The following is a 12,797-nucleotide window of genomic DNA, read 5'->3' as shown; positions in this document are numbered from 1 at the left end:
AGTTGATCCCAGACCTAACTTCTTTGCTTTCGCTGAATGTTGAGGTAGGGGTCTTACTGCACGTTAATACGGGATAAAAAAAGGCTGAGGAGATTTCTCCTTGGCTTTTTTTACTATTTTTTGTTTATAATAATAGTGGGTGAAATTATGATTAGAATATGTGCAGTAACAAAAACAGATGAAGTATTATATGACGTTTCGCTAGAAGAAACAACGAAAGACCATATTGTATGGTATTGGCTAGATTTATATAAGCCAACGAAAGAAGAGTATACATATATTTTGCAAGACCATTTTAAATTCCATCCCCTTGCAATTGAAGACTGTATAGAATATGTACAGAGGCCAAAAGTTGATTTTTATGATGGATATAATTTTTTAGTTCTACATGGATTTGGTGAGGATGGATTAGAACCGCATGAAATCGATTTATTTATTAGTGATCGTTATATTGTTTCTTTCCATTTTTCTCATAACAATGCAATCGAAAGAGTATGGAAAACACTTGGTGAAAAGAAACGTATTAAGAAAGGTCCTTTGCATGTGGCACATACAATTATTGACCAAATTGTAGATGACTATTTCGCACCTGTTTATTACATTGAAGACCATTTAAATGCGATTGATGATAATTTAACGGGTGAGACAGCAGGAAGCGTGCTAGAAGAGGTATTTGATATACGTGCGGATTTATCTAAGCTAAGGCGGACAATTATTCCGATGCGTGATTTATTGTATCGTATTTTAAATTCAACTCGTTTTTACGGCATAAGTGATCATGAGATTTACTTTAAAGATATACATGACCATTTGCTTAAATTAACTGAAATGATTGAAGCGAGCCGAGAGTTGACGGCAGATATTCGGGATAGCTACTTTTCATTAAACTCACATCATATGAATAACATTATGAAAACACTAACTGTTTTCTCTACTATTTTCATGCCACTAACATTTATTGCAGGAGTATATGGAATGAACTTTTCACATATGCCAGAGCTTGGTGGGAAGTATAGTTATTTTATTTGTTTATTGTTAATGGCGTTAATTGGTGGCGGAATGATGGCCTGGTTTTATAAAAAAGGATGGTTTAAGTAAAAAACACCGAGGTATTCACCTCGGTGTTTTTTTATTTAACCAATAGCATGTAATACAAACATGGCTAAGAATAAGCATGTAACGATATACATAGATGGTGCGACTTCTTTACGCTTTCCAAGTGCAACTTTTAAGATAGGGTAAGCAATAAATCCGAACGCAATGCCATCAGCGATACTATATGTGAGCGGGATCATAACGATAATTAAAAACGCTGGAAATCCTTCTGAAAAGTCGTTCAGAGGAATTTGTTGAATGCTTGTAATCATCAGACCGCCAATAATAATTAAGATTGGTGCAATGGCACTATCAGGAATTAATTTGACAAACGGAAGAGCGAACAGTGATGCAAAGAATAACATCCCAGTAACGATAGACGTCAGACCTGTTTTTCCGCCTGCAGTAATACCTGCGGCACTCTCTACTGTTGAAACGGTAGGACTTGTGCCAAATAGACCACATGTCATTGCTGAAATCGCATTGGCTTGGTAAGCACGTGGGAATTTGCGGTCATCTTCTAATAAACCGTGCAGAAGTCCCATGTTCTCAAAAATAAGCACCATGCTTAAGGAGAATGTTGCAATCCAAAACGGTAAGGAAGAAAGTTTCCCAAATGACATAGCTCCAAACACATCGCCGTAATTAGCGAATGAGAATGAACTATTTCCCATTTGACTCGTATCAACAAGACCAAATAGCCATGCAATACCAGTTCCTATTGCAATCGTCCATAAAAAGTTTCCACGTACGTTACGAATAAATAATACAAGTGCAACGATAAGAGTAAGCAATGTCGCAAGAACGACAGGATTACTTAATTTCCCCATTGCAACAGCAGTATTTGGATTCGAAACGACTAAACCACCTTTTTGCAATCCGATAAATGCTAAAAACAATCCGATACCGACAGTAATAGCTTCCTTTAATGACTTTGGAATCGATACTGAAAGCACGCGAGCAATTGGTGTAAACGCAGCAATTGCAAAAATAATACCAGAGATAAAGACAGCTGCTAATGCTTCTTGCCAAGTTAAACCGAGCGTATGCACAGCTGTGTACGTGAAGAATGCATTTACACCCATACCTGGGACAAGAATAGCAGGTGCATTTGCCCAAAATGCCATGAGCAGACATCCGACAAATGAACTGAAAACAGTTGCTAAAATTCCAGCCTCAAGTGGAATGCCGGCATCTGATAAGATTGACGCATTTACAATCATTATATATACGATTGTGAAAAATGACGTAACTCCAGCTAAAACTTCTTGTTTTGGTGATGTTTCGTGTAAGCCTAATTTAAATGTTCTTTCAAGTATTCCTTTCATGTTAAACCTTCTTTTTCATATCCCTCTCCCACCCGTGATATCTCTTTTGTAAGAGCTCACCGTCCTTTATTATATCAGAACATCATGTTTTTACAACAACGAAAATGATAACGTTTACTTATAAACGAAATTATTTATAAATACGTAAAAATAGCCCGTATAGTTGAAATGATTTCTAATTCTCCCGATTGAATAGGTGGAGCTGTTTGCGCATGCAAAGTAGCATAGGAAGCAATCTCCCGTGGTAATTGAGCAGATTCTTCAACGAGTGAGAGGGGGACAGGATTAATATTTAAATTGTATGTACTCGCAATAGCACGAGCTTTTTCTACCGCTTGATGCAGAGCCTGAATAAGAGCTTGCTCATAATATTTATTTGGATGAGATATTCGAAAACGTAAACCTTTTGCTAAATTTGCTCCATTTGAAACGGCTATATCATATACTTCCCCTGCTTTTTGTACATTTAAAACGGTAATTTCATACAAATGTTCCACACGATATCCTTGTAGTAACGCTTTATCATTTACATACTCGTATTGAGGAGTGATCGTATAAGAAATCGTTTCTATATCTTTATCAGCAATACCAAGCTGTTTAAGTGCATCCAGCAATTGTTTTGATTGTACTGCATTTTCTTCTTGCGCTTGTTTCACATTTTTACTATCAGTTCGAATGCCAAGTGTTAATAGAACAACATTTGGTTTCGCTTTGACAACACCTTCACCTTGTACAGTAATAGTCGCTTCTTTACCAGTATTAGCTGTGCGTACGTTGTGTAAATAAGGATTCATTCCACCCTGCATTTTCCATCACCATCCTTTTTATATGTATATGTGTGAACAAAAAAGAAATTTATATGAAAAAAGTTACATAAATGAGAATGTTGAGGAAAGAAAGCATATACAACATAGGTATTTATAGATTATAATATGTGTAAATATGATAAAAAAGGGACGAGGCTAGTGAACGAAAAAAGAGAAACACTGATTTTAGATTTATCCGCATCATTTCGAAAGATGATACGTTTATTACAAAATGATATTAATACACGCTTTGCAGAACATATGCCATATAATGAATTTTCTGTATTACGTGCGTTATTTTTAAACAGTCCACAGATGGCTTCGCAAATTGCGAGTGAAGTAAACGTAACCTCCAGTCATATTACAGCTGTTACAGATCGTCTCGTACGAAAAGGGTTTGTAGAAAGAAAGCGTTCAAATTCAGACCGTCGTATCGTGTACTTAGAAATTACAGAACACGGAAGAGAAGTAACTGAAAAACTTGAAGCTGTGCGTAAGGAATACTATAAAGAGAGATTTAAAGGTTGGAGCGACCAAGAAATAGAAATGGTATTAGAATTATTTGGCCGCGTATTATAATAAATGAGGATAGGAAGCTAAAGCTTTCCTATCCTTTTTCTTTTGAATAAAAATATTTTGAAACTCCAATACTTTAATTAAAAAGAATCGGAGTGAAAAATTATGAAACGTATTTTTACGCTTTTCATTATGATTGGAAGTATGTTCTGCTTTAATAAGTTCGTGGATGCCGCAACGCCAATTCATGTCGTTCAAAAAGAATTACAACATATTTCAAATAAGCAACCTGTTTTATATTCAAAACTATGGATTCGTTCTATGCAGAATGCCATTTTATTTCATCATAGTGATAACATGCGGCATGAAGATACGATAAGCAATGTGACAAAGTCTTCTCTTGTAAAAGTAAAACAAATTCCACTTCAGAAAGCATCACAATACATCCCGAGATTATCACAATATATTTCTAAGTTTGAGGCTGAAAATGTTCAAGTGTATTATGTTGCAGCTCGTTATGAAGTGAAAAAAGAAAATCCGTATCAGTTAAATGGAATGAATTATTTTATGCAAGTGTTTATTCAACAAGGGGGAGAATGGAGAATTGCTGAAAGTATAGTTGCTCCAACAGATCAAATCGTAGCAAATGGTGACGGATTTGGAACGAAGCAAGAAAAAGAGTATGGGAAAAGAAGAGAGAATGTGAAATAACCTCCTCAATAAGAGGAGGTTATTTTATTTGAAATTCCAAGAGACTTTCCATTTTAATATTTTAGGTAGAAGGAAGTAGGTAATTATGCTCGTCACGAAAAATCCAATGTAAAAATTCAGTAATGATTTGTCTCTCCCCAAGACTAAACCACCAACTATTCCCATAAAGAAAATAGCAAGGCTCATAACTATTTTTTGAAACTTCGGATATAGTAAGAAACTTCCATTTCGCTCATTGACTGAACGAACATATAAATATAAACTGAGTGGTAACAAAATAATGATATATATAATAGGTGCAATCAATAATTTTGCTGAAGGGATTTTTGTAAAGTTTGGTTCGTTATGACGCACTCCATCATCATCAATATAAGAACTTTGTGGATCGTAATCAAAGCGAATAGTAAAATTTTCTGCCGGACCAGAAATCCGCATGTTTTCCATAACCCGATGCATATTGCCATTGTTCTCATGAAAGTCAATATTTGAGTGGACAGCGATGACTCCTGAGATAAGTGTTGGAAGTAATAATGGGAATATGAATATAGCTGCAGTGAGAAGTCCTTGCGAGATAAGATTCCCAGTTATTGTCCCTATACATAAGGCAAGTGTATAAATAGCAATTAATACAATTAACATGTATATAAAATAAGAATGAAATGGGGAAAATACTTGATATTTATTATGAAAAGTTAACTTTTTCATAATAGCAAATAGTCCCCAGTTTATACTAACAGCTGCTACAATGTTACAAATACCAAACAACCATTTTGTCATAAAAAGGTGTGAACGTTTAAAAGGCATAGACCAAAGAAAATCGATGGAGTTATTTTGCCTTTCCCAACCTATTAACGTACAGGCTAGAATGATAAGTGCACCACCTTGAAAGATGACAGGGTCCATAAGTAATAAACCGAAATTGTAATGATATACATATTCGCCTTCTTTTTGCATTTTTAGAAGGTATTGTTGTTCAATCGATGCCAAATAGTATTTGTATGACAAATTGTATAAGCTAACGAACCAAAAGAGCCATAAAACATATTTACTTTGTTGATACGTTCTTAGCCATAGTGCTTTTTGAAACATAGGATCTCTCCTTTAAAAAACTTTATAATTTGTTAGGCGTGATAATACAATATAAGTAATGATTCCAGCGAGAAACAAACCGATATAGTAGTTAAATAAGAAACTAAATTGATTTATTTTATAGCCACCTAGTAATGCAAAATAAATGGTTGTTCCCCATATCCATATTCGTAAATGTTTTTGGAAAATAAATATCTTTTGAGTGTTTTCATTAGGCGATCGTGTATATAAAAATGAGCCAAGTAGTAAGTAAAATATTGTATACAAAATAGGGACTAACACTGATTTAGCCGAATAATACGTATAAGATGCTGGATCTCTTAAAGTAGTTGGGTCATTTTCTTTTTTGCGCGATTCAGGATTATATTGGTAATAGATCGCGAAATTATATATTGGTGCAACTATATTTGTTTTTCGATTGATTTCATCAAGCTGGTGATACAAGTTGGTATTTGTAGTATCTGTAGCCTGTAAATGGTTTATTGTAAAATTGTACAATAATGGAGTAAATGTAAGTCCCATTAGTAGCCATGGAATACAAAAAGCGATTTGTGAAACAATGCTCCCAGTAAAAGTACCGATACATAATGCAGCTGTATAGACTGCAACATAAGAAACAATTGCATAAAGAAAGTATCGATGAAATGGACTGAATGTTTGATACTCAAAATGAATGGTTGTTCTATAAATAATGTACATAAGGATCCAGTTTACAAGGAGAGACCCTATAATCCATAGTGAACCGAAAGCCCATTTAGAGAAGAAAATATCTTTTCTTGTAAATGGCATTTCCATAAGTAGGGTATTAGATTGGTTGCTACGTTCCCAACCTATTAATAGACAAGCTAAACAAATAATAAGAATAGTTAGCCAAAAACTATTACCTGTATTTGACAAAAAAGCATAATAGTAATAGAAAGTCCCCTTTTCTGAGAGTTCATAATAATTAGCAAGTTGTTGCTGAGCTGCTTTATAGTATCCGAAAGATAAAAGATAAAGTGTACTCAAGAAAAAGAGTAATACAGCATATTTCCCGCGTTTCCAATTCCACATCCATAGTGCCTTATGAAACATACCCATCCTCCTCAAGTATCGTAACGAAGACATCTTCAAGTGACATTGTTAACTCTTCAATAAGTATTGGTTGCTCTTTATAAAACTTTTCAAGCGTTGTAGCAACATTTCCTTCGATTAAAATCGTAAATACTTTTCCTGTTTGATTTAATATTTTAATATTGCTTAAGTTTTCTAGTTTTTGAGGTAATGACCGTTCATAAGCTACTTGTATTTTTGCAAATCGTGATTTTGCATCATCAAGTGAAGTAATAGATGCCACGGTATGGCCTTTTAACATAATGATTGTATCTGCAATTTGTTCCACTTCATCTAAATGATGAGTTGAGATGAAAATGGTAATCTCTTTTTCTGCAACTTCTCCAACGAGAAACTGCAAAATCTGTCTTTTAACGATAGGATCGAGCCCATTTGTCGGTTCATCTAAAATGATATACTCTGCTTTTGTAGCAACGGCTAAAATGATCGCAAGCAGCGCTTTCATTCCTTTTGAGTAACTACGAATCCGCTTGTTTGGTAAGTTAAAACGTTCAAGCAGTTCGTAGAAATATGATGCATCAAATGCTGTATAAACTGCTTTATAAAATTTCACGATTTCTTTTACTGTATATCCGTTCAGTATGTTAGTAGAATCTGGGACATATACGACCTTTTGTTTCATTTCAGGATGCATATGAATATCTGTATCTTCATATGTAACCGTGCCTTCATCTGGGTCTAAAATGCCGATCATCGTTCGTAATAAAGTTGTTTTCCCCGCACCGTTTCTTCCGAGTAATCCGACGATACTACCTTTTTGTAATGTGAAAGAAACATCGTCTAAAATCGTTTGATTATCAATTGTTTTCTTCAAACTTGTCACTTTCAGCATCCATATTTCCTCCAATCTCTTTATAGTATGAATTTATCCAATCATGAATTTTATCTTTCGTAATCCCAAGATAAGAGGCTTCTAGTAATAATTGATGAAATTGCTTTTCAACCATAGCGATTTTCCTTTCGTCTAATGTTGGGGTAATCGATTGGGATACAAATGTTCCTTTTCCTCGTAACGTTTCAATAATCCCTTGTCGCTCTAATTCTTGATACGCTTTACTCACTGTATTTGGATTTATAACAAGTAATGAAGCGAGCTCGCGTACAGAAGGAAGTTTATCACTTGGAGCTAACATGTTTTTTAATACGAGTTCTTTTATATTTTGAACAATTTGTTCCCATATCGGAGTGTTGCTTCTTGGATCAAGTTGAATATGCAAGAGCAATGTCTCCTTCCTCATATGTATTAAGTGTACTAATGTGTGTAATACACTTAATACAATATAGGGTATGAATGTATTTGTCAACTGAAAAAAATAGAAAAATATGGTATTAAAAAATAATAAATTGGAAAAAATAGGTCTGATATAGAATGGAGGGTTAGTCATGAAGCGAGTTTTTGGAATACTTGTTTGTTTCATGTTATTGCTTTCTGGTACTTCAGTTAGTTTTGCACAATCTGAGAAAACGAAGCAGGAGAAAACAGAAGAAACCGCGCCGAAGTTAGCGGAGCAAGCATCGTCAGCAATCGTAATTGAGCAAGATACAGGTAAAGTTTTATTTGATAAAAATCCGAATGAAAAGTTACCACCTGCTAGTATGACAAAGATTATGACAATGCTATTAATTATGGAACAAGTTGAAAAAGGAAAACTAAAACTAAACGATAAAGTTAGAGCAAGTGAACATGCAGCTTCAATGGGTGGATCACAAATCTTTTTAGAACCTGGGGAAGAGATGACCGTAAATGAAATGCTAAAAGGTATTGCCATTGCATCTGGAAATGATGCATCTGTTGCAGTAGCAGAGCATATCGCTGGTTCAGAAGAAGGATTTGTAAATATGATGAACAAAAAAGCGAAAGATTTAGGGTTGAAAAATACACATTTTCAAAACCCGACAGGTCTCCCGGCTAAAGATCATTATTCTACAGCAAATGATATGGCTATAATGGCGAGAGAATTGATGAAGTATCCACTTATTCGCAAATACACAGGTAAATACGAAGATTATTTACGAGAAGATACGGATAAGAAGTTTTGGCTCGTCAATACGAATAAGTTAGTGCGTTTTTATCCTGGAGTAGATGGTGTAAAAACGGGCTTTACAACAGAAGCAAAATATTGCTTAACAGCATCGGCTGAAAAAAATGGCATGCGTGTTATTTCAGTTGTTATGGGAGCACCTACATCTAAAGAACGGAACAATCAAGTGACGAAGCTTCTTGATTATGCATTTGGTCAATATATGACGAAGAAAATGTATACGCGCGGTGAAAAAATTAAGACTGTACAAGTAGGAAAAGGTAAAAAAGAAAAAGTAGATTTAGTTGCATCAGATAATGTGTCTCTTCTTATGAAGAAGGGCGAAAATATGGACAAAGTAAAGCAAGAAGTAATTGCTGAAAAGAAAGTGAAAGCACCGATTAAAAAAGGTGATGCACTTGGCACGCTTGTTATTAAAAAAGATAAAGAGGTTTTATTAAAACAAACAATCGTAGCAAAAGAAGATGTTGCTGCAGCAAGCTGGTGGGAGTTATTTAAAAGAAGTTTTGGGATGTTTTCAACATCAAAATAGCGGCAAACATTTTGCCGCTTTTCTATTCGTATGTAAGTAAATAATTGTTGAATGGTTTCACTTTATGGCGAAATAGTTCTTCTTTTGTCAGTAGGAAGGATTCTTATGTTGTATCACGAAAATCTTTATGTATGTAAATGAGTAAAGTTTGAGCATAAGGAGGAAATCGTGTGAGTCTTTCCATGCAATTAGAAGTAAAACGTGACGTCCTATGTGTGAGACTAGCGGGTGAATTAGATCATCATACTGCTGAAGAGTTGCGAACGAAAGTGACAGATATGATTGAGACACATGGTGTTCATCACATTGTTTTGAGCCTAGAGAACTTATCATTTATGGATAGTTCTGGTTTAGGTGTGATATTAGGCCGATATAAGCATGTAAAGGGATTAGGTGGAGAAATGGTTGTTTGTGCAATTTCACCGCCTGTTAAGCGTTTATTTGAAATGTCGGGCTTATTCAAAATTGTTCGCTTAGAAGAAAGTGAAGCGCACGCGCTCGCGACGTTGGGGGTGGCATAAATGAGAAATGAAATGAACCTTCAATTTTCAGCATTAAGTCAAAATGAATCATTCGCTCGCGTTACAGTGGCAGCATTCATTGCGCAACTAGATCCAACGATGGATGAGCTAACGGAGATTAAAACTGTTGTGTCAGAAGCGGTTACAAATGCAATTATTCATGGATACGAAGGAAATGCAGAAGGTACTGTTTATATTTCTGTAATTTTGGAAGAGGCAATGGTGAAACTCACGATTCGAGATGAAGGGATTGGCATTTTTAATTTAGATGAGGCAAGACAACCCCTTTTTACAACTAAACCTGAATTAGAGCGTTCCGGAATGGGATTTACTATCATGGAAAATTTTATGGATGAAGTAGAAGTTATTTCAAACGAATCTTTCGGGACAACAATCCATTTGACAAAATACTTATCAAATAGTAACGCTCTATGCAATTAAGGAGAATAGCCTATGGACATAGAGGTCAAAAATGAGAAGAAGAAACCTCAGTTAAAGGACCACGAGCTAAAAGCGTTAATTCAAAAAAGTCAAGGTGGAGATCAACAAGCAAGAGATACGATTGTTCAAAGTAATATGCGTCTAGTATGGTCGGTTGTACAGCGTTTTTTGAATCGAGGATACGAACCAGACGATCTATTTCAAATTGGATGTATTGGGCTCTTAAAATCGGTAGATAAATTTGATTTATCTTTCGACGTGAAATTTTCAACATATGCAGTTCCAATGATTATTGGAGAAATTCAACGATTTTTACGTGACGATGGATCAGTGAAAGTAAGTAGATCTTTAAAAGAAACAGGCAACAAAATTCGAAAGATGAGAGACGAGCTTTCGAAAGAATTCGGAAGGGCTCCAACGATTAATGAAGTAGCAGAGGCGCTAGAACTAACACCTGAAGAAGTTGTTCTGGCGCAAGAAGCGAGTCGTCCTCCTTCATCGATACATGAAACCGTGTATGAAAATGATGGTGACCCTATTACTATTTTAGATCAAATTGCAGATCAATCTGAAACGAAATGGTTTGATAAAATAGCTTTAAAAGAAGCAATTAGAGAATTAGATGAACGAGAACGTCTTATTGTATATTTGCGCTATTATAAAGATCAAACCCAATCAGAAGTAGCAGAGCGCATAGGTATTTCGCAAGTACAAGTTTCAAGACTTGAAAAGAAAATATTAAAACAGATGAAAGATCGAATAGATGAATAACTGTCTATTCGATTTTTTTATGACTTTAATAGGAGGGAGTTGTTAATTTTCGCGAAAATTAACAGAATTTATTGATAATTTAGTTAATTTAAAATATAATCCAAGTATGAACTTGTCATAAAGGGGGAAGGAAACATGGAAACGAGGCAACAATGGGGAACGAGGGCTGGATTTATTTTCGCAGCGGTCGGCTCAGCCGTTGGATTAGGAAACATATGGCGTTTTCCTTATACAGCGTATGAAAATGGAGGAGGTGCATTCTTTTTACCGTACTTATTTGCATTATTAACGACTGGTATTTCATTGCTAGCATTCGAATTCGCTCTTGGGCATCGTCATCGTGGTTCTGCACCACTTACATTCTTCCGTATTCATCCACGTGCTGAATTTATTGGATGGTGGCAAATGTGTGTAACGTTTATCGTTTCAACATATTATGCAGTAATTATCGCTTGGTCTATTTCGTATACGTATTTTGCAATTACTGGAGCGTGGGGGAAAGACACGCAATCATTTTTATTTAAAGAATATTTACATGTTGCAGATAAACCAGGGCAATTTGGGGGGCTTGTGCCAGAAGTATTAATTCCGTTAGCTCTCGTTTGGATTATTGTGCTTGGCGTTGCATTCAAAGGCGTTAAAAAAGGAATCGAAGTTGTTAACCGCATTTTTATTCCTTTATTAGTTGTTATGTTTTTAATTATCGTTGTTCGTGCAGTGACGATGGAAGGTGCGATGCAAGGGTTAGATGCATTCTTTAAACCAGACTGGAGTCGTATTTTTGATGGGAAAGTATGGCTTGCTGCTTATGGACAAATTTTCTTTAGTTTATCTCTAGCATTCGGAATTATGATTACGTATTCTAGTTATTTACCGAAAAACTCAGATACAACAAATAATGCTTTTATTACAGGGTTTGCAAATTCAGGATTTGAATTATTAGCCGGAATTGGAGTTTTTGCTGCTCTTGGATTTATGGCAAATAACATGGGGGTACCAGTTGATAAAGTTGCGAGTGCTGGCGTAGGGCTTGCGTTTGTAGTATTCCCACAAATTATTAATGAATTACCGATGTCACCGTTATTTGGAGTATTATTTTTCTTATCGTTAACTGTTGCTGGAATTACATCACTCATTTCACTTGCGGAAGTATGTTTTGCGGCTGTATCTGAAAAATTTAGTTTGAGTCGTCAAAAGACGATTGGAATTATGGGAACACTTCTCGTGTTAGTTTCTCTTGTTTTTGCAACACGTGGTGGGCTTATGTTTCTAGATGTTGTTGATTATTTCGCTAATAATTTTGGATTAATTACAATTGCACTAGCTGAAGTGGTTACGATAGGTCTTATCTTGCGCCGTCTACCTATTTACCAAAATCATGCTAACTTTGTATCTGATATAAAATTAGGAACGTTTTGGAGAGTTAGTTTACTCGTTATTACTCCACTCATGTTAGGGTATATGTTAATTGATGGTGTAATCCAAAATATTAAAAAGAACTACGGAGATTATCCGACGGAATTTGTTGTAACATATGGTTGGTCGATAGCGGCAGCATTCCTTCTAGTCGCACTAGTCATTGGTTTGAAAAAATGGAATGCACAAATACATTCAGATTCTGCCCAGCTTGAAAAAGAATGGAAAGATCGAGGTGTTTCATGATGAGTGGATCAGCGATTATGATGATGGTTATTGGTATCGTAGTCATTTGGGGAGGACTTGCATTAAGTATCGCAAATTTATTTAAGAAAAAGGCATAAGCTAAAAACATCTGTACCGAAACGGTACAGATGTTTTTTTATGAAAAAATTGTATTAGAAAAAAATTCAATA

At 35.3% G+C, this 12,797-nt stretch carries 15 protein-coding genes; 9 read left to right on the top strand and 6 right to left on the bottom strand.

Annotation, left to right across the window (positions count from 1 at the left end; all coding sequences use genetic code 11):
- The first annotated feature begins 135 nt into the window (after positions 1-135).
- Positions 136-1,098 carry a magnesium/cobalt transporter CorA gene (corA, locus tag MHB70_RS18755; protein WP_002039517.1) on the top strand — a complete coding sequence of 321 codons (963 nt, stop codon included), beginning with the start codon at positions 136-138 and terminating at the stop codon, positions 1,096-1,098.
- A 35-nt stretch (positions 1,099-1,133) separates the two neighbouring features.
- Here corA and MHB70_RS18750 read toward each other — a convergent pair whose 3' ends face one another.
- Together MHB70_RS18750 and MHB70_RS18745 are read right to left on the bottom strand one after the other, a co-directional pair.
- Positions 1,134-2,423, bottom strand: coding sequence for an NCS2 family permease (locus MHB70_RS18750; protein WP_000676245.1), 1,290 nt, complete (start codon positions 2,421-2,423; stop codon positions 1,134-1,136).
- A gap of 134 nt (positions 2,424-2,557) precedes the next feature.
- Positions 2,558-3,229 carry an SIMPL domain-containing protein gene (locus tag MHB70_RS18745; protein ID WP_001161463.1) on the bottom strand — a complete coding sequence of 224 codons (672 nt, stop codon included), beginning with the start codon at positions 3,227-3,229 and terminating at the stop codon, positions 2,558-2,560.
- A 159-nt stretch (positions 3,230-3,388) separates the two neighbouring features.
- On the opposite strand from MHB70_RS18745, the gene MHB70_RS18740 reads away from it, so the two are divergent.
- Together MHB70_RS18740 and MHB70_RS18735 are read left to right on the top strand one after the other, a co-directional pair.
- Positions 3,389-3,808, top strand: coding sequence for a MarR family winged helix-turn-helix transcriptional regulator (locus MHB70_RS18740; protein WP_001003306.1), 420 nt, complete (start codon positions 3,389-3,391; stop codon positions 3,806-3,808).
- 102 nt (positions 3,809-3,910) lie between these two features.
- Positions 3,911-4,456 carry a hypothetical protein gene (locus tag MHB70_RS18735; protein WP_000821090.1) on the top strand — a complete coding sequence of 182 codons (546 nt, stop codon included), beginning with the start codon at positions 3,911-3,913 and terminating at the stop codon, positions 4,454-4,456.
- 24 nt (positions 4,457-4,480) lie between these two features.
- Here the strand turns inward: MHB70_RS18735 and MHB70_RS18730 are convergent, their stop codons facing one another.
- From MHB70_RS18730 to MHB70_RS18715, 4 genes are read right to left on the bottom strand one after another with little or no spacing between them, the layout of a single operon-like run.
- Positions 4,481-5,545 (bottom strand): ABC transporter permease subunit, encoded by a 1,065-nt coding sequence (locus tag MHB70_RS18730; RefSeq protein ID WP_000486529.1) that lies wholly within the window; start codon positions 5,543-5,545, stop codon positions 4,481-4,483.
- Positions 5,546-5,557: 12 nt separating this feature from the next.
- Positions 5,558-6,619, bottom strand: a complete 1,062-nt coding sequence (locus tag MHB70_RS18725; protein WP_000468555.1) for an ABC transporter permease — start codon at positions 6,617-6,619, stop codon at positions 5,558-5,560.
- On the bottom strand, positions 6,609-7,490 hold the full coding sequence (locus tag MHB70_RS18720; RefSeq protein WP_000922129.1) for an ABC transporter ATP-binding protein: 882 nt from the start codon (positions 7,488-7,490) through the stop codon (positions 6,609-6,611). Before MHB70_RS18720 ends, MHB70_RS18725 begins: the two co-directional genes overlap by 11 nt.
- On the bottom strand, positions 7,456-7,875 hold the full coding sequence (locus MHB70_RS18715; RefSeq protein WP_000548029.1) for a GntR family transcriptional regulator: 420 nt from the start codon (positions 7,873-7,875) through the stop codon (positions 7,456-7,458). The genes MHB70_RS18720 and MHB70_RS18715 overlap by 35 nt, the downstream gene beginning before the upstream one ends.
- A 166-nt stretch (positions 7,876-8,041) precedes the next feature.
- On the opposite strand from MHB70_RS18715, the gene dacF reads away from it, so the two are divergent.
- The 6 genes from dacF (at position 8,042) to MHB70_RS18685 (ending at position 12,725) form a co-directional block, all read left to right on the top strand.
- Positions 8,042-9,232 (top strand): serine-type D-Ala-D-Ala carboxypeptidase DacF, encoded by a 1,191-nt coding sequence (gene dacF, locus MHB70_RS18710; protein WP_000831987.1) that lies wholly within the window; start codon positions 8,042-8,044, stop codon positions 9,230-9,232.
- 170 nt (positions 9,233-9,402) lie between these two features.
- The gene (spoIIAA, locus tag MHB70_RS18705) at positions 9,403-9,753 is read left to right on the top strand and encodes an anti-sigma F factor antagonist (RefSeq protein ID WP_000059133.1); all 351 of its coding nucleotides are present in this window, start codon (positions 9,403-9,405) and stop codon (positions 9,751-9,753) included.
- Positions 9,754-10,194: an anti-sigma F factor gene (gene spoIIAB, locus MHB70_RS18700; RefSeq protein ID WP_001243394.1), complete on the top strand. Its 441-nt coding sequence runs from the start codon at positions 9,754-9,756 to the stop codon at positions 10,192-10,194.
- Positions 10,195-10,206: 12 nt separating this feature from the next.
- On the top strand, positions 10,207-10,965 hold the full coding sequence (sigF, locus tag MHB70_RS18695) for an RNA polymerase sporulation sigma factor SigF (protein WP_000350732.1): 759 nt from the start codon (positions 10,207-10,209) through the stop codon (positions 10,963-10,965).
- A gap of 135 nt (positions 10,966-11,100) precedes the next feature.
- Positions 11,101-12,627 (top strand): sodium-dependent transporter, encoded by a 1,527-nt coding sequence (locus tag MHB70_RS18690; protein ID WP_000450075.1) that lies wholly within the window; start codon positions 11,101-11,103, stop codon positions 12,625-12,627.
- Positions 12,624-12,725: a methionine/alanine import family NSS transporter small subunit gene (locus MHB70_RS18685; RefSeq protein ID WP_002093318.1), complete on the top strand. Its 102-nt coding sequence runs from the start codon at positions 12,624-12,626 to the stop codon at positions 12,723-12,725. Before MHB70_RS18690 ends, MHB70_RS18685 begins: the two co-directional genes overlap by 4 nt.
- Positions 12,726-12,797 lie beyond the last annotated feature (72 nt).

Origin of the sequence: Bacillus sp. FSL M7-1020, assembly GCF_038050415.1 — a bacterium.
GTDB lineage: Bacteria > Bacillota > Bacilli > Bacillales > Bacillaceae_G > Bacillus_A > Bacillus_A toyonensis.
Note: the sequence above shows the minus strand (reverse complement) of the source record. Positions and strands in the feature narration are given on the sequence as shown.